Source organism: Paenibacillus sp. FSL K6-1217, assembly GCF_045040735.1.
Classification (GTDB): domain Bacteria; phylum Bacillota; class Bacilli; order Paenibacillales; family Paenibacillaceae; genus Paenibacillus_AQ.
In genome coordinates this window covers 3,127,563-3,148,623 of record NZ_CP150271.1, presented here as the reverse complement: position 1 = coordinate 3,148,623, position 21,061 = coordinate 3,127,563, and the positions used below count along the sequence as shown (strand labels likewise).

Genomic DNA, 21,061 nt, shown 5'->3' with positions numbered 1-21,061 from the left:
GGCCGAATTTGCGTCATATTTAGAGCAGAGATCCACAATTTAGGCCCAGGAGATGAGTAGAAGATTATGAGTATTGAACAATATCAGGCTACATTCATTCAGACGAATTTCGCAGACCGCATCGGCGGCGAAGGATACGGTAAGGACACCTCGATCTACAAATTCGAGAAAATCAAACGCGCCAAAGCATCGGCGAAGCAGGATTTTCCGGGGATTGAACTGATTGACATGGGTGTCGGCGAGCCGGACGAAATGGCGGATGAAGGCATTGTAGCCCGGTTGGCGCTGGAAGCGGCCAAGGAAGAGAACCGCGGCTACTCCGATAACGGAATTCCTGAATTCAAGGCGGCTGCGGCTGTGTACCTTAAGGAAGTTTTTCAGGTGGACGGCATTGACCCTGTAACGGAAATCGTGCATTCCATCGGCTCGAAGCCTGCGCTGGCTATGCTGCCATCCGTATTCATTAATCCGGGCGATATCACGATCATGACCATTCCGGGTTACCCGGTGCTGGGGACTCACACCAAGTATCTGGGTGGACAAGTCTATTCCGTGGAGCTGAAGAAGGAGAACAACTTCCTGCCTGACCTGAACGCTATTCCGGAAGATGTAGCCCGCAAGGCGAAGCTGCTCTACCTCAACTATCCGAACAATCCTACCGGCGCAAGCGCCACCCCTGAATTCTTCAGCGAAGTGGTTGCCTGGGCCAAGAAATATGATGTAGTTGTCATCCATGATGCTCCTTATGCGGCATTGACTTATGACGGCGTGAAGCCGCTGAGCTTCCTGTCCGTGCCTGGTGCCAAGGATGTCGGCGTTGAGCTGCATTCTCTGTCCAAGTCCTACAACATGACCGGCTGGAGAATCGGCTTCGTGGCCGGCAATCCGCTGATCGTGAAGGCATTCAGTGATGTGAAGGACAATAATGATTCCGGGCAGTTCATCGCGATTCAAAAAGCTGCCGCCTACGGCCTCTCCCATCCTGAGATCACCGAAGCGATTGCCGCCAAGTACTCCCGCCGCCACAACATGCTGGTGGATGCGCTGAACAGCCTGGGCTTCAAGGCCGAGAAGCCGAAGGGCTCCTTCTTCCTCTATGTAGCCGCGCCCAAAGGCGTCAAGGGCGGACGCCGCTTCGAATCCGGCGAAGATTTCTCGCAGTTCCTGATCCGCGAGAAGCTCATCTCCACCGTGCCATGGGATGATGCCGGTGCGTTCGTACGTTTCTCCGTCACCTTCGTCGCCAAGGGCGAGGAAGAGGAGAAGCGTGTCATCTCCGAAATTCAAAGACGCTTGAGCGACGTTGAATTTGAATTTTAAGCTTGGTTTGAAGACTGGCCGCTGCGGAGAAATCTGCGGCGGCTTTTTGTTTTGGCAGCTGATCGCTCATACATTTATCGGTTCGCTCTTCTCGGGCCAAATGTTATACAAACTGCAACCTAACTGAGGTTGCTACAACGTCAGCATGTCCACTACCTGCTTCGCAAACGTTGCATAGCCCTCGATACGGTCCGGACTCCGGTCGACAGCCCACCTGAGGTTATCGAACGCTTTTAGCAGCAGCCAGGGTTTCATGTCCGCAAGTTCTTCTGTACTGATGCCATACCCGTCCAGAAAAGCCTGGAATTCTTCCATACCCGGCTCTCCGTCCAGCATACGAATCTGCATAACCCACATTACGTCACCATGCGGTACCGCTCCTACTTCTGCATTGCCCCAGTCAAGCAAAAGAACTTCGCCGGTCCTGGTAATCATCGTATTCTTCAAAGAAAGATCTCCATGGATTAAGCCGAAGCGGAACGGTTCTTCTTTCAGATTCTCAAACAACTTCCGCGCTTTCTGTGACTGTACCAGATTGATTACTCCAAGCTTAATCAGCGGGTCGTCCTTCTTCAGACTATTAATATTGTACTGCACATGCCCAAGCCAGCTGCCGTCCGAGCCTGGATGCGCCGGTGAATGGAACTCCCCCTGGAGCGGATCGACCAGATTCTCCCCATATCCCCTTACAGGGATGGAATGAATAAGCTGTGCATAACGGCCGAGCTGCCTCCAGATATCTGGCTTCGGAACCGTACTGTCCAGCCCGTTGTCCCCCTCCACGAAACTCTGAATCATATAAGCTGTTTCATCAGCTAACCCTATGGTCAGTACCTCAGGTCCGGGAATGCCATGACTGGCAGCCTGCTCAATACACCATTTCTCTTTTACATAACCTGGATAGGCATCTGCTGAGTTCATGCGGACTACGACCTTATGAGCCGCTGTTTCGACTACACACACCTGATTTACGAAGCCTTTTCCGATAATCTGGTATGATGCTTTGACTGTTTCTTGAAGATAATCGACTGCCAGCCGTTCCGCTTGGGTAATCACACGGTCTTTCATAATTCCGTTCCTCCCTCTCTGTAATTTTTAAAGGGCCAGCAGGAAACTCCGCTTGACCTGATCGGACTGCAGCCTAACCCTTCCGGTAGGCCTTGCTGTGAAAAGCATTGATATAGCGGAACAGCGCTTCGCCGTCATCCGGCACAACTCCGGTTCCGTCCAGCGGCAGCATCATCGCCTGATACGGCTCCGGTACCATTCTATATTGATGCACATAGGAGGTTAGGACGAACCCGTTGCGCTCCCAGAAATGAATGCGTTCCATGTGAGACGCTGTAGTCCCGGATTCTGCCTCGATGATGATCCCCCGGATGCCATGTTTATGCACCGCCCAGGCTCTGATCTGCTCGAGCATCCAGGTCCCCATCCCCGCACCGCGCAAGGCCTTATCCACCGCCAGGTAATCAATGATCAGGATCTTGTCCGCAGCTTGGCCTACAACACCCGTAACAGCCATCGCAACAACGACTCCCTGATGCACCCCTGCATGTAAGTAACCAATCCTCCGGTTCAGCATACTGCGGAGAATCGCTTCCGTCTTGGCCCCGCTGGGAAAAGCCTCATGATAGATCCGCTCCATCCGCCCCCACAACGCCTCATCCCACTCTTCTATAGTAATAAACTCCAGGTTCATGAATATATTCGCCTCCAGTTCCCTTCCAGTTTTATCATAACAGAGCAGGGGCTGGAACGAAATCAGGGTAGATCGATCGTGTAAAAAAATGGTATAATATAAGAACTAATAATCAGACTCTTGGGCTATTGGATTTCGTACGACATTATATTTCCATTAGGAGATCGAAGATGAATACAACACCCACACTTGCTGAAACCCATAAGAAAGCTGATATTGCTGAAGGCAGTGCCGGTTATATTGATGAACAATTGCTGCCTCAGCAGCTGATCGAAGGCGGGGGGCCTTTTCGGCGAGTTGATCTCACCAGCCTTCCCGGACCCGTGAAATATATAGGATACATGATTGTCTACGGTATCCCCGTGTTGTTAGTAGGTTTGATTGTGGCGGTTACTTTTTTTAAATGAGCCGGCATATTGCCGCTGATGCGGTGTCTTGTGCCATTAGTGCAATTCCTGCAATTCCTGCATTCCGCAGTTGTTGCAGTGTGGCGGCAATCGCCGCCACACACGAAAATGCACTATCAGCGCAGCGCCATAGTGCCCCCAATGCCTGCCCCTCCCCCAAGGGGGGATGGCAAGTTTGTCCCTTGCACCGTTTAGGTGGAAGCGGCGGAGGGGATTTTGGAACTGTAGGAGCGGCAGCGTTCGCCTTTGTCTCCGGAATTCCACCGCGAAGAGAGGTTTAAATCAAGAAATCTGGACACTCCCGAATATAATTTGACATCCCCCCGTCCATCTGTCATAATTCCCTATAGTTGAATATGCGCCTTTAATTCAGTCCCGTGAGGCTGGCAAGGTAACGTGAATCGAGGTTCGCGGTCGTCGAGAAGGAATCCGTAGGAGTACGGAGAGCCTCTTTATGCGCGCGGACACGCCATCTTTTTGAATCTGTGGATTTCACTCCTTGCCTGCTTCGGGCAAGGAGTTTTTTGTTTATCCGGGAACTTGAGCAGGCGATCAAGCAGGAGGATGGCACGAGGATGGTTACTGAAAAAAATGTCATTATGGACGAAACGGCGATTCGCCGGGCACTGTCACGCATCGCACATGAGATTTTGGAGAAAAACAAGGGTATCGAGAATTGCCTGCTGGTAGGCATCCGGACCCGGGGGATCTACCTCGCTCAGCGGATCGCGGAGCGGATCAAGGAGATCGAGGGAGTAGACATCCCTTACGGCGAGCTGGACATTACCCATTACCGCGATGACCGCGAAGGCGGCGGAGACAACCGGGAGGAGCTGGAGAAGGCCGTAATTAACAGCATTCTGACCCTGCCTCCGGGCAGCAGCGGCATCCGGGATAAGAAAGTGATCCTGTTCGACGATGTACTGTATACCGGAAGAACGATCCGCGCGGCGATGGATGCCCTGATGGATTGCGGACGGCCCCGGATGATCCAGCTGGCTGTACTGGCGGACCGCGGCCACCGGGAGCTGCCGATCCGCCCCGACTATATCGGCAAGAATGTACCGACCTCCAGGCATGAGCAGATTGAAGTGTCCCTGAGCGAATACGACGGCAAGGACGAAGTGTACATTATTTCACACCGGGAGGAACGATAACAATGATGACGGCAACCAAAGTGAAGGAACGCAGTCTGCTGGGGATGAAGGAACTGGCCGGGTCAGAGATCAACCAGCTGTTAGACAGAACAGCCTACTGGGATAATCAGAGCGAGAAGCTCACGCCGGTGCTGAGAGCGCATTTTGTTGCCAATATGTTCTTCGAGAATAGTACAAGAACCCGCTTCTCCTTCGAGATGGCCGAGAAACGCCTCGGCGTGCAAGTGCTGAACTTCACGGCGGCGGCCTCCAGTGTGGAGAAGGGCGAGTCGATCTACGATACTGTGCGTACACTGGAGTCGATGGGCATCGATGCCGGAGTCGTCCGGCTGAAGCCAGCAGGAGTGCTGGAGCAGCTTGCCGAGAAGGTAGGGGTTCCGCTGATCAACGCCGGAGACGGCAACAACGAGCATCCGACACAGGCGCTGCTGGATCTGTACACGATGCGCAAGCATTTTGGCGGACTGAAGGGGCTCAAGGTGTCGATTATCGGGGATATTATGCACAGCCGGGTCGCACGGTCCAATCTCTGGGCACTTACGAAAATGGGAGCCAGCGTGCAGTTCTGCGCACCGGCCAATATGCAGGCTCCTGAGCTTGCGGCGTACGCTCCATACGTGTCCATGGAAGAAGCGCTGAAGGCGGATGTGGTTATGATGCTGAGAGTGCAGCTGGAGCGCCATGGTTCAGGCATTATTTTGTCGGCCGAGCAGTACCGGGAGCACTTCGGGCTTACGGAGGAACGGGCGGCCAGGCTGGACCCGGCAACGATTATCATGCACCCGGCCCCGGTCAACCGCAATGTGGAGATTGACGATGCGGTGGTCGAGAGCAGCCAGTCCCGGATTTTCCCGCAGATGGCCAATGGAGTGCCGGTACGGATGGCTGTCATGGAAAGGGCGCTACAGTAGCGCAGCAGACAGAAAAAAACCTCACATAAGAGTATTAATAAATATACACAAAGATGAATTTTTATTATATAATAACTACAGAGCTTACGGCTGCGGCCGGAAGGCACAAAGGAGAATCCTAACCGTGATCATCAAAAATGCCAGTGTACTGAACGAAGAAGGCGTGCTGGAGCGCAAGCATATTGTTGTGCAGGACGGCGTTATCTCGAAGATTCAGGATGCCGCTGAGGCGGTAGCGGAAGCCGGAGAGACCGTTGAAGCGGACGGCAAGCTGCTGATACCGGGACTGATTGATATGCATGTGCACCTGCGTGAGCCGGGCTTCGAGCATAAGGAGACGATTGAGACCGGAGCGCGTTCGGCAGCCAAGGGCGGCTTCACTACCATCGCCTGTATGCCGAACACCCGCCCGGTAACCGACAGTGCAGAGATCGTACAGCTGGTGAAGGATAAGGCGCGCGAAGCGGGACTTGTGAAGGTGCTGCCTTATGCGGCCATTACCAAGAATGAGCTGGGACGCGAGCTGACGGATTTTGCGGCACTGAAAGAAGCTGGAGCCATCGGCTTCACCGATGACGGAGTAGGTGTGCAGAGCGCACAGATGATGAAGGATGCGATGAAGCTGGCGGCCAGCCTTAATATGCCGGTAATCGCCCACTGTGAGGATAACTCGCTGGTTGAAGGAGCACCGGTAGCCGAAGGCACTTTTGCCGATAAGCATGGTCTGAAAGGAATACCGAATGAGTCGGAAGCGATTCATGTAGGCCGTGACATTCTGCTGTCTGAAGCAACGGGTGTTCACTATCATGTGTGCCATGTCAGCACCGAGCAATCGGTCCGGCTGATCCGCCAGGCGAAGCAAATCGGCATTAAGGTGACCGCCGAGGTATGCCCGCATCATCTGCTGCTCTCGGAGGAGGATATTCCGGGCATGGACGCCAATTGGAAAATGAACCCGCCGCTGCGCTCGCGCCGCGATGTGGAAGCCTGTATCGAAGGGCTGCTGGACGGCACACTGGATATCATCGTGACCGACCATGCGCCGCACAGCGAAGAAGAGAAAGCCAAAGGCATGCAACTTGCACCGTTTGGCATCGTCGGCTTTGAGACAGCCTTCCCGCTGCTGTATACCGCTTTTGTAGCCACAGGCAAATGGGATCTGTCCCTGCTGGTACAGCGGATGACCGCTGATCCGGCCCGGGTGTTCAGACTGGATACAGGCCGCCTGACAGTAGGGGCACCTGCCGATCTGACCCTGATTGACTTGAATGAAGAGAAAGCAGTAGATCCTGCAACGTTTGCGAGCAAGGGCCGCAATACACCTTTTACCGGATGGAAGCTTAAAGGCTGGCCGGTGAAGACCTGGGTAGACGGCAGAGCCGTATGGAGTGAAGTATAAGCTAAGCAAGTGTAAGTCATGCAGCCGGGCTGCATGGCTGTGACATAAGAATCAGACTACAGAATCAAGAAGGAGTGGAAGGCATGCAGGCGAGATTGCTGCTTCAGGACGGAACATTGTTTACAGGCACCGCATTTGGCGCGGAAGGCGAGAAGACGGGCGAGGTTGTTTTTAACACAGGAATTACAGGTTATCAGGAGGTGCTGTCGGACCCTTCGTACTGCGGCCAGATCGTCACGATGACGTACCCGCTGATCGGGAATTACGGCATTACCCGTGATGACTTCGAGTCCGTGCGCCCTTTTGTACACGGCTTTGTTGTGCGGCGCCACGAATCCGTACCCAGCAACTGGCGTGCTGAATACAGTGTAGACGATCTGCTGAAGGAATATGATATTCCCGGCATCAGCGAGATTGATACCCGTATGCTGACCCGCATTATCCGCCACTACGGCACCATGAAGGCGATCCTCACCACTTCTAACAAGCGTGTGGAAGAATTGATGGAGATGATGGGTGACACTACCATTGAAGAGCTGCGCAACCAGGTTGCCCGTACCTCTACAACTACAACATATAACAGCCCGGGCCACAAAGAACGCATCGTACTGGTCGATTACGGCGCGAAGACAGGCATTCTGCGCGAACTGAACAGCCGCGGCTGTGATGTGGTGGTTGTGCCACATGATGTCACTGCAGACGAGATCCGCCGCCTGAACCCGGACGGGATTCAGCTCTCGAACGGTCCTGGGGACCCGAAGGATGTTCCTTATGCGGTACAGACGATCTCCGAGCTGCTCGGTGAATACCCGATCTTCGGGATCTGCCTGGGGCACCAGCTGTTCGCACTGGCCTGCGGAGCAGATACAGAGAAACTTAAATTCGGCCATCGCGGGGGGAACCATCCGGTGAAGGAGCTGGAGAGCGGACGCTGCTTCATCACTTCGCAGAACCATGGGTACACCGTGAACGAGGAATCCATTGCCAGTACGGACCTGCAAGTTACCCATATCAATAACAATGACAAGACCGTTGAAGGACTGAAGCATACCCGTTACCCCGCTTTTTCGGTGCAGTACCATCCGGAAGCGGCGCCGGGGCCGCATGACAGCAGTTACCTGTTCGACCGTTTCCTGCAGCTGATCGCAGATCACAAGGCGCAGCAGCCGGCCGGATCACGCCAGGCGCAGCTTGCAGCCAATGCCAGAATCACGGCACCGAAATCATCCGCACCCCAGCTTGAAGCCGTGAAAGGAGCTCTATAACATGCCTAAGAACGATAAACTCAAAAAAATTCTGGTTATCGGCTCCGGCCCCATCGTCATCGGCCAAGCTGCCGAATTCGACTATGCGGGCACGCAGGCCTGCCAGGCCCTCAAGGAAGAAGGCGTCGAGGTAGTGCTGATCAACAGCAACCCGGCGACCATCATGACCGATACCAATATGGCTGACAAAGTCTATATTGAACCGATTACGCTGGAGTTCGTGACCGCCATTATCCGCCAGGAGCGTCCGGACGGACTGCTGCCGACCCTCGGCGGACAGACCGGCCTGAACATGGCTGTAGAGCTGGCCCGCGCCGGAGTGCTGGAGCAGGAGAAGGTCAAGCTGCTGGGCACCCAGCTCGAATCCATCGAGAAAGCGGAAGACCGCGATCTGTTCCGCGAGCTGATGCGCGAGCTGGAGCAGCCCGTGCCGGAGAGCGCGATCATCACCAGTGTGGAAGAAGCCCTGGGCTTCGCCGCCGGTATCGGCTATCCGCTGATCGTTCGTCCTGCCTACACGCTGGGCGGCACCGGGGGCGGGATCTGCGACAACGAAGAAGAGTTGCGCGAAACTGTCAAAGCAGGTGTCCGTTACAGCCCGATCGGCCAATGTCTGGTCGAGAAGAGCATCGCCGGGATGAAGGAAGTCGAATATGAGGTTATGCGTGATGCGAACGACAACTGTATCGTAGTCTGCAACATGGAGAACTTTGATCCGGTGGGCGTACATACGGGCGACAGTATCGTTGTGGCGCCGAGCCAGACATTGTCCGACCGTGAATATCAAATGCTGCGCAGTGCTTCCTTGAAGATTATCCGCGCGCTGAATATTGAAGGCGGCTGTAACGTGCAGTTCGCGCTGGACCCGCAGAGCTACCAGTATTATGTCATTGAAGTGAATCCGCGTGTCAGCCGTTCCTCGGCGCTGGCCTCGAAGGCGACCGGTTATCCGATTGCCAAGATGGCAGCCAAGATTGCCCTCGGCTACACGCTGGATGAAATCGTCAATCCGGTGACCGGGCAGACTTACGCCTGCTTCGAGCCTACACTGGACTATATCGTCAGCAAAATCCCGCGCTGGCCGTTCGACAAGTTCATTTCGGCGAACCGCAAGCTGGGAACGCAGATGAAGGCGACCGGAGAGGTAATGGCGATCGGCCGTACTTTTGAAGAGTCGATTCACAAAGCCATCCGGTCGCTGGAGATCGGTGTCCACCGTTTCCGTCTGCCGGGAGCTGAACTGCTCGAAGACAGCGTGCTTCGCTACAGACTTGCCAAGCCGGATGATGAGCGTCTGTTCCTGATCGCAGAGGCCTTCCGCCGCGGCTATGAACTGCAGGAGATTCAGGACATTACGAATGTGGACTGGTGGTTCCTTTCCAAGATCGAAGGCCTCGTGAGCTTCGAAGAGGAGATCCGGGCCGAAGAGACACTCTCTGCTGACACACTGTATCAGGCCAAGCGCAAGGGCTTCACGGACCGCGCAATTGCCGAGATCCGTGCCGAAGGCCGTCCGGGTGGAGCATTCACTAAGGAGTCGGAGGTACGCGTGCTGCGCCTGCAGCAGGGACTGGTTCCGGTATTCAAAATGGTCGATACCTGCGCCGCTGAATTTGAGGCCACTACGCCATACTATTACTCTACCTATGAGACAGAGAATGAGGTCATTCATTCCGACAAGCAGAAGGTGATTGTACTCGGCTCCGGTCCGATCCGTATCGGCCAGGGGATTGAGTTCGACTACTCTACTGTGCATGCGGTCTGGGCTATCCAGAAGGCTGGCTATGAAGCCGTCATTATCAATAACAATCCAGAGACCGTATCTACGGATTTCAATACCTCTGACCGTCTGTACTTTGAACCGCTATTCTTCGAGGATGTCATGAACGTCATTGCCCAGGAGAATCCGATTGGAGTCATCGTACAGTTCGGCGGACAGACCGCGATTAACCTGGCTGCACCGCTCGCCGCTGCGGGCGTGAATATTCTGGGTACCAGCCTGGACAGCATCGATGAAGCCGAGAACCGCAAGAAGTTCGAAGCGCTGCTGGCCCGTCTGGATATCGCACAACCTAAAGGCAAGACTGTAATCAACATCGATGAGGCCGTTGAAACCGCGCAATCGCTTGGTTATCCGGTGCTGGTTCGTCCATCGTATGTCCTGGGCGGACGCGCTATGGAGATTGTCTACAACGACACCGAGCTGCTGAGCTACATGGTTGAAGCGGTAAAAGTAAATCCGGAGCATCCGGTGCTGATCGACCGTTATATGCTGGGCAAGGAAGTGGAAGTGGACGCCATCTGCGATGGAGAGACCGTCGTCATTCCGGGCATCATGGAGCATGTGGAACGCGCAGGGGTTCACTCCGGCGACTCCATCGCCGTCTACCCGCCGCAATATCTGGATGAAGGCCTCAAGCAGAAGATTGCCGAGATCACCATCAAGATTGCCAAGGAGCTCAAGACCATCGGGCTGGTGAACATCCAGTTCGTCATTTATCAGAACGAAGTGTATGTCATTGAGGTCAACCCGCGTTCCTCGCGTACCGTTCCGTTCCTGAGCAAGGTGACCGGCATTCCAATGGCGAATCTGGCGACCAAAATTATTCTCGGCGGCAAGCTGAAGGATGACGGATATAGCGAAGGCCTGTGGCCGGAGAGCGACTATGTGTCGGTCAAAGTACCTGTGTTCTCTTTTGCCAAGCTGCGCAGAGTGGAGCCAACCCTCGGACCGGAGATGAAATCGACCGGCGAGGTTATGGGCCGCGACAAACTGTACGCCAAGGCGCTCTACAAAGGCCTGATCGGCGCAGGGATGAAGATTCCGGCCACCGGTGCAATTATCGTAACCGTAGCCGACAAAGACAAGGCGGAAGCGGTTGAGCTGATGAAGGGCTTCCATGCCATGGGCTACAAAATCATCGCCACCGGCGGTACGGCAGCGGCGCTGGAACAGGCCGGGCTGAACGTGATGAACGTGAATAAGCTGGATGAAGGCGAGCCGACCATTCTGGATCTGATCCGCGGCGGTCAGGCGAACTTCGTCTTCAATACACTGACCAAGGGCAAAACGCCAGAGCGTGACGGGTTCCGTATCCGCCGTGAAGCGGTAGAGAACGGCGTTGTATGTATGACCTCGCTTGATACGGTAACGGCGCTGCTGATAATGCTGCAGACGATTAACTTCTCGTCCGAGTCGATGCCTGCTTTTGTCGGACAATAGAATAGAGGGTGAGGCAGCTGTAACAGGCTGCTACAGGGACGGTTTGCGTTAACGCAGACCGTTCCCCTATGCCCAGGACCTTGCGGAGAGATACGGAGGATATGATAACGATGGAAGAGGGTAGGCCAATGGAGCGGACTGCAGCGGATCAGCAGCACGAACAAGACAATGTCGGACAGATTGAGAAGCGTAATGAAATGGCCGGACGGCTGATGGTTGCCCTGGATTACCCGGAAGCAGCCCGGGCGCGGGCGCTGATTGAACAGCTCGAAGGTATCCCTTGCTATATGAAGGTGGGCATGCAGCTGTTCTATGCGGCCGGGCCTGACTTCATCCGGGAGCTGAAGGAGCGCGGGTACTCGGTATTCCTTGATGTCAAAATGCACGATATTCCCAACACCGTACGGGGCGGGGCAGAAAGCTTGACCCTGCTCGGCGTTGATATGTTCAATGTCCATGCCGCCGGAGGAGCTGCGATGATGGCTGCTGCGGTCGAAGGGGCGGCGAAGGCCGTCAGCCTTCAGCCAGCACTGCATATGCCGCTGATTATCGCGGTAACCCAGCTTACCAGCACCAGCCAAGAAGTGATGAACCGCGAAATCGGAATAGCCGGATCAGTGACAGATGCGGTGGTACGTTACGCCAAGCTTGCGGCAGAAGCCGGCCTGCATGGAGTCGTAGCCTCTCCGCAGGAATCTGTGATGATTGCAGAAGCCTGCGGAGCGGAGTTCCGTACCGTTACCCCGGGCATCCGGCCCGCAGGGGCATCACTGGACGACCAGTCCCGGGTCATGACTCCCGGACAGGCTATCCGCCAAGGCAGCCACTACCTGGTAGTGGGCCGCCCGATTACAGCAGCGGCAGACCCGCGGGCTGCTGCACTGACAATTATTGAGGAGATGAGCCAAGCATGAGCATATTAGAGAATCGAAGTGAACGGGTCGCAAGTCATCTGCTGGAGATCGGAGCGGTAGCCCTGCGCCCGCAGGAGCCGTTCACCTGGACCTCCGGCATCAAATCGCCGATCTATTGCGACAACCGTCTGACCATGGCCTTCCCGGCTGTCCGCAATTACATTGCGGAGGCCTTCGCAGAGCTGATCAGAACCAGCTACCCGGACGCCGAGGTGATTGCCGGGACAGCAACCGCCGGTATCCCGCACGCGGCCTGGGTGGCCGATAAGCTCGGCCTGCCGATGGCTTACATCCGGGACAAGGCCAAAGGCCACGGCAAGCAGAACCAGATCGAAGGACTGATCACGCCCGGCCAGAAGGTCATTGTGATCGAGGACCTGATCTCCACCGGAGGCAGCTCCATCAAGGCCGCGCAGGCCGTACAGGAAGCAGGCGGCCTCCCGCTGGCCGTCCTGGCCATCTTCAGCTACGAGCTGGACCGCGCGGTAGAAGCATTCGCTGCGGCGGAGCTTCCGCTCCAGAGCCTGTCCAACTACAGCACGCTAATCGATGTAGCACTGGCTCAAGGCAAGATCGCTGAGAGCGATGTAGCGCTGCTGCAATCCTGGCGCAAGGACCCTGCTGCCTTCGGTGTGTAGGACTTAGGAGAAACGCAGAGGATGAGTAGAGGTTATGTTGAGCGTAAAGGATAGAGAATAAGATGAGGAGGAGAAGAAGCTTTGTCCCCGTTTGCCGGGGGCGGGGCTTCTTTTTAAATAGACTTTATATATTTTGTGCTTATCATTAGTTTTTGGGCAAGCAGGAAAAGAAGTGGAAAAACAGCATCTATTCAATGGCTCAGCACACTTCGGGAGGCTCTAGTTGGAAAAAATACACTTGTTGAAACCCAAAATGGACAATAACGCAGATACCGCGTGAAATAGATGGCCTAAATCCACTTATTTCCTTTGAAGAGGCGATTTCCGCCCAAGCAAGTGTACAAAATCCAACTGTTTCCCCTCAACTGCTTATTATCTCCACAGTCCCTAATTAGCTGCACACTCCAATATCCATGCGCTACTAACCAATTTCTCACATGTACTTGCTCCACTGCGGAATGTGACCGCTACTCTCATCACACTCACTCCAAGCCAGCTCATTGCATTCGGGCAGAAATTGCCATCCACTCCGCTGAGCAATCCTCTAATTTTCTTGTAAAACTGGGCATGATAAATAGCACCGGGACATATATTATTGCGATGAAGGAGAAGAGGGCATCATGAATTGGATCTATTTTGCCAAGTTGTTCAGGACCAGATTTCAAGCGGGTTGCCTTGCCAAAAGACTGGAGCAGGACGGCTGGATCTATGGGTATCATGATCCGCGTTTTGTGGAAATATACCGTTCGCGCAAGGGTCGTTATGGAGTTCGTTTTCTGCCTTAGCCAAAAAAACCAAAATCATCCTTGACTTTATCCATGGATATATTGTATATTATCTATTGTCGCTGTTTGAATAATTATTAACTGACGCGGGGTGGAGCAGCCCGGTAGCTCGTCGGGCTCATAACCCGAAGGCCGCAGGTTCAAATCCTGCCCCCGCAATTACCTTATTACACCGGACAGCACTCGTATAATACGGATATCCTAGTCCGGGCCCTTAGCTCAGTTGGTTAGAGCGGTCGGCTCATAACCGATTGGTCACAGGTTCGAGTCCTGTAGGGCCCACTTCACTTAACCCCCTTGCCTAGCAAGGGGGTTTTTAATATTTTTATCCAGTTGAGTTCGTGAAACGCGGGAAATGAAAAAATGAAGAAATTGTATTATGAAATCGAAAACCGTGCTTTGTAATTGGCCGTGCAACGGGAGTTGGCTTTGATCATGAGTCTGTTGGCTTAGTAATAGAAGTTATCAAGCGACATTAATACAATTACCCTCAAAGATTAGATGAGTTCTTGATTCCTTTCATCAGATGTACCATGCAGAATCAATTATAAGATTCCGCCTGATGATTATTTGTTTGCTGCAAAAATTATATATTACATTATAGACGTATAATGATGAAACCGATATATATAGGAAGTGAGGATTAAATAAAGGTGGTGAAAACTTATTTTAATTAGTTGGAAGAAATTTTATCGAGCACAAATCTACATCGACATAGTGGATGAGTTAGGCATAAGCAAAATAAAAGATTTTGAGAGTGGATTAGTAAAATTGGAAAAACTAAGGTCTGATATATTTCTTAGATCATTTAAAGAATTAAAGGTAATGAAAGTTGAAATTGATACTTTGACTGAAGATTATAAACAGATTGCGTTGTTTACAAGTATGATTACTGCTATGATTGCGATTTTTACACTTTTATTAGGCATTTTGAGAGATCTTCCAAAAGTTATACAACCTGAAGATACAAATTTGTATGGGCTTTCAACGATTATTTTAATTATATATTCAGGAGTTTTACTGTTAGGAATTTTACTTTTAATAAAGAGTTTTGCGAAAAAAGCGTTTAATTTATCACAATTTCAAAAAATACTTGATCTTGTTATTAATCATCGAGAGTTCCTTGAACTGCAACACAGCGAGGCAATTATCGAGTATCGAAAACATCAAATGGAGCAACAAAAGATATTTCTCTCCTAAACTTTAGTAGCCATTATATGACTGAACCAAGGCCTAGAAGGAGTTCAAACCACCGACAGTACATTAAAAGAAAATAAAAACAGGAGCTGTTGGCAGGAAGCGCCAGCAGCTCCTGTTTTATTGTCGGTGGTGTTGTATATCCCCTAACCAAACATCGAAGGCAAGAAGAACAAGAAAAAGATAATAAGGACGATCACACTGGTGATTCGGCTCATCATGAGATAGGCTTCACTGGGTCCGGAATCGCCCTTGACCATCCAGCCGTAACGCATATGCCAGCCCATGGCCGGGAAGAAGATATTCAGGACCGCAAGCAGTATGAAAAGAACAGTGAAAATAACAACCATTTTGACCAGCTCCTTTATCCATTTACGAGTACTCGTTGCATGAAGTTGCATATTTATGGATGCAAATAGTATGATTTTGTAAATAAGGAGGTCATTCATGAAGAGAATATACAAGAAACTCAGCTTCTGGCTGCCCGTGCTGTCTGTGCTGGTCTGTCTCTATAATCTGTCAGGAGAAGACGACAAGAACTTATTGCTGTTCCTAACCAGCCCCTTGCTCCTAATCTTTAACCCCGAATTAACAAGATTGCATTATGCTATGGGGAACGAGCAAGCGTTCCAGTTCATTCTGTATGGAATTCATTTTGTCTCCTGGTTAGCCTTTGCCCTGATCGTAGAGTGGGGGTTATCATGGTTATCCCGTAAAGCACAGGAACGTCCCCCGAACCGCTAACTAAAAAGACTCCAGCCCCACGTGACACTTATGTCACACGGAGTCCCATATTGTTAGCCCATTCGATGGGGAATTCTATCCCGGCCTCTTATACTGGAAATATATTGATTTACTTCCGAAAGGGGCTATTCACCAGTGACTGAAGCTATCAAAGCAATCATATTAGGGATTATTGAGGGGTTGACTGAATTCTTGCCGGTGTCGTCTACCGGGCATCTTGTACTGGCAGGGGATTTGCTGGATTTCCAGGGAGAGGCAGCGGTCACCTTCAAAATCGTAATCCAGCTGGGTGCGGTTATGGCCGTGCTGCTGCTCTATTGGAAGAAGTATATGAACATCGGGATGAATATGCTGAAGCTGGACTTCTCCAAGAGCAAGGGATTGAATGCCATTCACATGATCCTGGCTATGGTTCCGGCATTAGTGGTGTATCTGCTCTTCAAAGATACGATCAAGAGCCAGTTATTCGGCCCCAAGCCGGTCTTAATCGGTCTGATCGCTGGCGGTCTGCTGATGATCTTCGCTGCACGCAGCAGAAGAACCATTACGTCAGAGACGGTTGACGGACTTAATTATACCCAAGCCTTCGGCATCGGGCTGTTCCAGTGCCTGGCGTTATGGCCCGGGTTCTCAAGATCCGGCTCGACGATCTCCGGGGGCCTGCTGCTGGGGACCAGCCAGAAGGCCGCTGCAGATTTCACCTTCCTGATCTCCGTTCCAGTCATGTTCGGGGCCAGCCTGCTTGATCTATATGACAGCCGGGAGCTGCTGAATTCAGATTCACTGACCCTGATGCTGATCGGCTTCGTGACGTCCTTCCTCGTAGCCATGCTTGCAGTCGTGACGTTCATCAAGCTGATCAAGCGGCTTCGTCTGGAGTGGTTCGCGCTGTACCGGTTTGTTTTGGCGGGTCTGTTCTATGTAATTGTCATCATGTAATGGGGTGTGTCCGGGTGAGCCATTCCGGCGGTCCGGTACTCAACCGTATTCCTTAGGCTCCTGGAGCAGGATGGAGAAGGTCTGGGTCACGTGGTCCACTTCAATCGTCTCGATACCCACAAAATCCGGAATTTCAGGATGAACGGCATCCACGCTGTATTCAGGATGAGTCAGCAGTAACTGAATGACTTTCAGGGCTTCCACGTTGATCTTGATCCCCTTTACAGTATAGTCTCACCATGCCAATACCTTGTACGGAGGTACATTCTTTGTTCAGATCTATAGTCCTTATTATCCCCGCGACGCTTAGCGAATATGTCTGTGGATGATATTTCTGTCTTCGTTACGTTCCATAACAGCCATTAACTGCCCCTGGAAAATACGTCTCTGGATCTGGTCGATCCGCTGGAGCGCGAGGGGGATTGGCACCTGGAATGCTACAGCCAGCTCGGCAACGGCATCCTCACGAAGTTCAGGCAGCGTATTCTCGGAGATCATGGTATAGGGCATGGAGGCATACAGAATGAACCGGTCGGATTCATCCCTCTGCGCCTGCGTGAACACTCCGGGCATAAGCGTTGACTTGCCGGCATGCCGCAGCAGATGACAGAGCTCGTGGAGGAATTCCAGCCGCTGCAGCTCGGGAGGGAGCCGGTTGTCGATGAACATGCTGTACATTCCAGCGGTAGCCTCAATTGCCTTGCTCCGGACATCCAGATAGTGTACCCAGATATTGAGCCGCTTCGCTATGTAATCTATGGAGATGTCAGACGGTTTGCGGACGCCCAGGCGCTGATATAGATCCTCTGTCCATTTCTCCAAAGCGGTCATCTGATAATAGCCTTGCATAATCAATCACCCCATATATAAGATCGTATGTTCGTGTTATTGGTCAAAAGAAAAGCCCGAAAGGGCTAAGCAGCAGTTCAGCACGCGTCACTTCACCGGCTGAAATATGGAACGGATGTTCCTATGTATGTAAGCATAAAGGAATCACGCCCGAATATCAAGTGTTTTTCCCAGGGTGGGGTGCGAAGCCTGACTCAGCATCTGAACCATATCCTGGGCACTGCTCTGCGCCTGCTCCTTGGCAAGGCTCATTACCTGCAGCCCTGCGGCCTGCTGTAAGGAAGACTGGCTCATCACTACGGACAATGCAGCAATATCCATATAACAACCTCCTCCCATTCATTTTGAAGCCATGCTTCATACTCTATATCGACCACTAGACGCCTGTCCGTTAGGTGAATGGTATTTCTTTGCCAATTGGCCCATGCAACGGGGTGGAATTCCACATATTCTGTGCTGTATTCAATATTCAAGAGGAGGAATTAATTATGGGAGCAGAGTATGGTTGCGGTTGTGGAAATAACGTAGGTGGAGTGAATCAGGGACCTCCAATCGTTCCGGTAGTAAGCCCTTGGACTTCGACAGGTGCCATCCTGGTATTGTTCATTCTGCTGGTTATCATCACTAAAGCCTGTTTGTTCTAGTATCGCCTATAGCCAGTCTAGCCCTGTCCGGCCTGTGCCGGATAGGGCTATTTCTTTTTCTTCTTATGAGCACGGGCCGTTGGCCCGATCTGGCGTTTGATTCTGCCTGTAGCAGCATCCGTTTCAATGATATAGAGCTCCTTGATTGTTCCTGCAAGCGCGAACCATTCCTGTAAAGCTTCAGCTTCGGACATAGGGCCGTACAGCCGTTTGCCCCGATAACAGATATAGAACACTTCCGGCTCTCCATCTAAGTCATATTATCCCATTTCATTCTACGCTTTATCGCAGTGAAATTGAACAACATCCCCCACATGCCGGCTTATTTGAAAATAAACTCCACGCGCGTACCGTCTGCGAACGCCTCCAGCTGATTGCCGACCCAGCTTCCCGCTCCGCGGTTATCACTGGGCGTTATGTACTCAATATGCGCCCCGGCTCCGCCTTCTGCGCACATGGCCATGGGCCACTCGTCCCGATCATAGCCTTTCTTGGTGGGGACTCCCTTCAGGGACGCCTTACGGTTCTCCTCCGCTTCCTTGCGGTTGATGGTGCAGATGGCCGACTCTCCCTTGCGGATGGCCTTCTGGATGTGCCTCGCGGTCTCCGGGTAGCGGTCTGCAGGGAACTTCAGCTTCACGACCTCCGAAGAATGACCCGTCGGTGACTGCGGCAGCCATTGCCCGTTCTCCTTCAGCAGGTAAGCGGACAGACTGAGCAGGGCGAAGATAATGAGACTGATGATGGACTTTTTGGCTTTCATATCTGCTCCTTTGTAAGTGGGTATGGGTATAATGCCTGTGCCCTGAATAGTATAGCGTAAGAATAACGGATTGTGACAGCCCGAATTCTGTGCAGCAGCCGTGCTGAAGTTCCATAATTCGTCATAATATGTACAAACACAAGGAAAAGGATGGTGGAAAATGTGGAACAGCGCAACCTCAGGGACCTGCTGGATTCGGCCTCACGGCTGATTGGTGATGTGCAATGGCAAGCGGCTTTTCGCAAAATACAGATGTCTCCCGCTGACGCGGAGCTGGGGGCGCCCGCACGGAAGCTGCTGGAGACGCTGTACTGGCTGCAGGGCCAGGGAATGATCAGCGGTCAGCATGATTACCTGGAGAGCCCCGACGATATCAACAACAAGCTGAAGAATACGGCGGGTACCTATGCCGGACTGCACGGGTATGAAATGGGGGCAATCAGCGGTCAGACGGAGAAGCTCATCAGCAGTCAGCGACAGGGCGTAACGGACAGTGCGATCCGCTGGCACAAGGCCGGGGGCATCGTAGCGATGACCTATCATGCCAACCTGCCGGGCAGCGCACCAGCCTGGACGAATGTCTCTATGAGCCTCAGCGAAGCTAATTTCAGCAAGTACATCACACCGGGAACACCCGAGTATACCGCGATGATTGCCGAGCTGGATAAGGTAGCTGTTTTCCTGAAAAAACTGAATGATGCCGGTGTCCCCGTCCTCTGGAGACCTTACCATGAGATGAACGGCGGCTGGTTCTGGTGGGGGCAGAAATCCTCCTTCGTGATCCTCTGGGAGATCATGTTCCAGCGGTATACCGTCTATCATAAGCTGCACAATCTGCTGTGGGTGTGGAGTCCGAATGCCAAGAACAAGAATAGTCAGGAGCCGGCGAAGTATTATCCGGGCAGCGGCAGAGTGGATGTGCTGGCAGCGGATATTTTCGAGGGGGATTACAAGGCAAGCCATCATGATACACTCTGGGACCTGGGACGCGGCAAGCTGATCGCCATCGGCGAGAACGGGGAGCTTCCTCCGGCATCTGTACTGACAGGCACACAGAATAAATGGAGCTACCAGATGACCTGGGGCAAAATGCTGTATGAGCGCAATAAGGAGGCAGTCATCCAGTCTTTTATGAAAAATAGTGCCGTGTTACCTAGAGACGGCTATGCGGCCAAGGCAGCGTCGTATATTTCATCGGGAGGAGCTCTCCCTAAGCCGGGCCTGAGTGGTCAGTACTACAACAATATTACGCTTGGCGGGAAGCCTGCCCTCACCCGGACAGATGCCAACATTAACTTCGCCTGGAGGCAGGCGGCGCCTGATCCGGCCATTCAAGCGAATCTGTTCTCGGTACGCTGGAGCGGCAAAATAAGCGCTGCGTACAGCGAGACCTATACGATCTATTCGTATTCCGATGACGGCATCCGGATATGGATCGACGGGAAGCTGATTATTGACAGCTGGATCAATCAGAGCGGGCAGGAGCGCAAAGGCACAGTGAAGCTGATTGCGGGGAAGCTGCATGAGCTGAAGGTGGAGTACTATGAGAACCAGGGGGATGCGCGGGCGGTACTGATGTGGGAGAGCCCCAGCCAGGCCAAAGGCGTCATTCCGGCAGGAGCATTCTACCTCCCATAAAAGCAATAAATGCGTCAGATATGCTCGCGGTAGCTGATATTGTTGGCGATTTTCTCGTCACGGACGGCTTGGCGCAGGATATCCTTGACAGACTGAACCTTACGGATTCTATAGAAGGGGAGCTGCGGAGATGAAGCATCATCCGACAAAATGATCAGCGTCCCGATCCCCAGCATACGCTGCATAACCGACTGGGTGACGGAGAAGTCGTTGACCCGCAGCAGCTCGATTTCCTCGACATCCTTGCCGATCAGTCCGCTCTTCACCATAATCCGCTGGGACGTAATCGTATACTTGGTGGTATTCAGCCCAATCAGCCCCTTGAGACGGTCGGAGATGCCGGCAGGCTTGCCCTGCCATAATTCTTTTTCGGGACCGGAGCTACGGCCGGCCGCCGGACGCTGTGCTGCTGCCGGAGAACCGGCCTCCTCTGTGGCTGCCCCGCATTCCCCGCAGAATCTGGCACCTTGCTTGTATTCCGCACCACATGCTGTGCAATATTGCATAAGTAGATCTTCCTCTCCTTGAACGGATAAATTCATTATAGTATAACAGGAATTGCCAGT

Annotated in this window: 24 protein-coding genes and 2 tRNA genes; 17 read left to right on the top strand and 9 right to left on the bottom strand. The window is 52.7% G+C overall.

Features of this window, described 5'->3' with window-relative positions; genetic code table 11:
• Positions 1-66 precede the first annotated feature (66 nt).
• Positions 67-1,320, top strand: coding sequence for an LL-diaminopimelate aminotransferase (locus MHH28_RS13940; protein ID WP_405115833.1), 1,254 nt, complete (start codon positions 67-69; stop codon positions 1,318-1,320).
• A gap of 132 nt (positions 1,321-1,452) precedes the next feature.
• Here the strand turns inward: MHH28_RS13940 and MHH28_RS13935 are convergent, their stop codons facing one another.
• Together MHH28_RS13935 and MHH28_RS13930 are read right to left on the bottom strand one after the other, a co-directional pair.
• Positions 1,453-2,388 (bottom strand): phosphotransferase family protein, encoded by a 936-nt coding sequence (locus tag MHH28_RS13935; protein ID WP_405115831.1) that lies wholly within the window; start codon positions 2,386-2,388, stop codon positions 1,453-1,455.
• A 73-nt stretch (positions 2,389-2,461) separates the two neighbouring features.
• A complete protein-coding gene (locus MHH28_RS13930) occupies positions 2,462-3,022 on the bottom strand; it encodes a GNAT family N-acetyltransferase (protein ID WP_405115829.1) in 561 nt (186 codons plus the stop codon).
• Positions 3,023-3,192: 170 nt separating this feature from the next.
• Here MHH28_RS13930 and MHH28_RS13925 point away from each other — a divergent pair, with 170 nt between their 5' ends.
• From MHH28_RS13925 to MHH28_RS13870, 12 genes are all read left to right on the top strand, one after another.
• Positions 3,193-3,429 carry a hypothetical protein gene (locus MHH28_RS13925; RefSeq protein WP_405115827.1) on the top strand — a complete coding sequence of 79 codons (237 nt, stop codon included), beginning with the start codon at positions 3,193-3,195 and terminating at the stop codon, positions 3,427-3,429.
• 575 nt (positions 3,430-4,004) lie between these two features.
• Complete coding sequence (gene pyrR / locus MHH28_RS13920) at positions 4,005-4,586, top strand: bifunctional pyr operon transcriptional regulator/uracil phosphoribosyltransferase PyrR (protein ID WP_405115825.1); 582 nt, start codon at positions 4,005-4,007, stop codon at positions 4,584-4,586.
• 2 nt (positions 4,587-4,588) lie between these two features.
• Complete coding sequence (locus MHH28_RS13915; protein ID WP_405115823.1) at positions 4,589-5,497, top strand: aspartate carbamoyltransferase catalytic subunit; 909 nt, start codon at positions 4,589-4,591, stop codon at positions 5,495-5,497.
• Between the two features lie 124 nt (positions 5,498-5,621).
• Entirely contained in the window at positions 5,622-6,896 is a 1,275-nt protein-coding gene (locus tag MHH28_RS13910; RefSeq protein ID WP_405115821.1) for a dihydroorotase, read from the top strand.
• Between the two features lie 83 nt (positions 6,897-6,979).
• Entirely contained in the window at positions 6,980-8,161 is a 1,182-nt protein-coding gene (gene carA / locus MHH28_RS13905; RefSeq protein ID WP_405115819.1) for a glutamine-hydrolyzing carbamoyl-phosphate synthase small subunit, read from the top strand.
• Position 8,162: 1 nt separating this feature from the next.
• Positions 8,163-11,384, top strand: coding sequence for a carbamoyl-phosphate synthase large subunit (gene carB, locus MHH28_RS13900; RefSeq protein WP_405115817.1), 3,222 nt, complete (start codon positions 8,163-8,165; stop codon positions 11,382-11,384).
• Positions 11,385-11,581: 197 nt separating this feature from the next.
• Positions 11,582-12,298, top strand: a complete 717-nt coding sequence (gene pyrF, locus MHH28_RS13895; RefSeq protein ID WP_405117077.1) for an orotidine-5'-phosphate decarboxylase — start codon at positions 11,582-11,584, stop codon at positions 12,296-12,298.
• The gene (gene pyrE, locus MHH28_RS13890; RefSeq protein WP_405115815.1) at positions 12,295-12,936 is read left to right on the top strand and encodes an orotate phosphoribosyltransferase; all 642 of its coding nucleotides are present in this window, start codon (positions 12,295-12,297) and stop codon (positions 12,934-12,936) included. The genes pyrF and pyrE overlap by 4 nt, the downstream gene beginning before the upstream one ends.
• A gap of 620 nt (positions 12,937-13,556) precedes the next feature.
• Positions 13,557-13,721 carry a hypothetical protein gene (locus tag MHH28_RS13885; RefSeq protein WP_019909365.1) on the top strand — a complete coding sequence of 55 codons (165 nt, stop codon included), beginning with the start codon at positions 13,557-13,559 and terminating at the stop codon, positions 13,719-13,721.
• An 85-nt stretch (positions 13,722-13,806) separates the two neighbouring features.
• Positions 13,807-13,880: transfer RNA gene (locus MHH28_RS13880), tRNA-Met, on the top strand.
• 49 nt (positions 13,881-13,929) lie between these two features.
• Positions 13,930-14,003, top strand: a tRNA-Ile gene (locus tag MHH28_RS13875).
• Positions 14,004-14,438: 435 nt separating this feature from the next.
• Positions 14,439-14,921, top strand: a complete 483-nt coding sequence (locus tag MHH28_RS13870; protein WP_405115812.1) for a hypothetical protein — start codon at positions 14,439-14,441, stop codon at positions 14,919-14,921.
• Between the two features lie 143 nt (positions 14,922-15,064).
• Here the strand turns inward: MHH28_RS13870 and MHH28_RS13865 are convergent, their stop codons facing one another.
• Positions 15,065-15,268 (bottom strand): DUF6199 family natural product biosynthesis protein, encoded by a 204-nt coding sequence (locus MHH28_RS13865; RefSeq protein ID WP_405115810.1) that lies wholly within the window; start codon positions 15,266-15,268, stop codon positions 15,065-15,067.
• 97 nt (positions 15,269-15,365) lie between these two features.
• On the opposite strand from MHH28_RS13865, the gene MHH28_RS13860 reads away from it, so the two are divergent.
• Both MHH28_RS13860 and MHH28_RS13855 read left to right on the top strand, forming a co-directional pair.
• Positions 15,366-15,662 (top strand): hypothetical protein, encoded by a 297-nt coding sequence (locus MHH28_RS13860; RefSeq protein ID WP_405115808.1) that lies wholly within the window; start codon positions 15,366-15,368, stop codon positions 15,660-15,662.
• A 135-nt stretch (positions 15,663-15,797) separates the two neighbouring features.
• A complete protein-coding gene (locus tag MHH28_RS13855) occupies positions 15,798-16,601 on the top strand; it encodes an undecaprenyl-diphosphate phosphatase (protein WP_405115806.1) in 804 nt (267 codons plus the stop codon).
• Positions 16,602-16,640: 39 nt separating this feature from the next.
• Here the strand turns inward: MHH28_RS13855 and MHH28_RS13850 are convergent, their stop codons facing one another.
• The 3 genes from MHH28_RS13850 to MHH28_RS13840 all read right to left on the bottom strand — a co-directional run bounded on the left by MHH28_RS13850 (position 16,641) and on the right by MHH28_RS13840 (position 17,771).
• Positions 16,641-16,805 (bottom strand): hypothetical protein, encoded by a 165-nt coding sequence (locus MHH28_RS13850; RefSeq protein ID WP_155991360.1) that lies wholly within the window; start codon positions 16,803-16,805, stop codon positions 16,641-16,643.
• Positions 16,806-16,907: 102 nt separating this feature from the next.
• A complete protein-coding gene (locus tag MHH28_RS13845) occupies positions 16,908-17,432 on the bottom strand; it encodes an ImmA/IrrE family metallo-endopeptidase (protein WP_405115804.1) in 525 nt (174 codons plus the stop codon).
• 162 nt (positions 17,433-17,594) lie between these two features.
• Positions 17,595-17,771 carry a YjfB family protein gene (locus tag MHH28_RS13840; protein ID WP_405115802.1) on the bottom strand — a complete coding sequence of 59 codons (177 nt, stop codon included), beginning with the start codon at positions 17,769-17,771 and terminating at the stop codon, positions 17,595-17,597.
• 167 nt (positions 17,772-17,938) lie between these two features.
• On the opposite strand from MHH28_RS13840, the gene MHH28_RS13835 reads away from it, so the two are divergent.
• Positions 17,939-18,094, top strand: a complete 156-nt coding sequence (locus MHH28_RS13835; protein WP_155991357.1) for a hypothetical protein — start codon at positions 17,939-17,941, stop codon at positions 18,092-18,094.
• 47 nt (positions 18,095-18,141) lie between these two features.
• On the opposite strand, the gene MHH28_RS13830 is transcribed toward MHH28_RS13835, so the two are convergent.
• Positions 18,142-18,330: a hypothetical protein gene (locus MHH28_RS13830; protein ID WP_340938945.1), complete on the bottom strand. Its 189-nt coding sequence runs from the start codon at positions 18,328-18,330 to the stop codon at positions 18,142-18,144.
• 86 nt (positions 18,331-18,416) lie between these two features.
• Positions 18,417-18,857 carry a DNA-entry nuclease gene (locus tag MHH28_RS13825; protein WP_405115800.1) on the bottom strand — a complete coding sequence of 147 codons (441 nt, stop codon included), beginning with the start codon at positions 18,855-18,857 and terminating at the stop codon, positions 18,417-18,419.
• Between the two features lie 162 nt (positions 18,858-19,019).
• Between MHH28_RS13825 and MHH28_RS13820 the strand changes: the two genes are divergently transcribed.
• Complete coding sequence (locus tag MHH28_RS13820; RefSeq protein ID WP_405115798.1) at positions 19,020-20,495, top strand: glycosyl hydrolase; 1,476 nt, start codon at positions 19,020-19,022, stop codon at positions 20,493-20,495.
• A 14-nt stretch (positions 20,496-20,509) separates the two neighbouring features.
• Here MHH28_RS13820 and MHH28_RS13815 read toward each other — a convergent pair whose 3' ends face one another.
• Positions 20,510-21,001: a PH domain-containing protein gene (locus MHH28_RS13815; protein WP_405115796.1), complete on the bottom strand. Its 492-nt coding sequence runs from the start codon at positions 20,999-21,001 to the stop codon at positions 20,510-20,512.
• Positions 21,002-21,061: the final 60 nt, after the last annotated feature.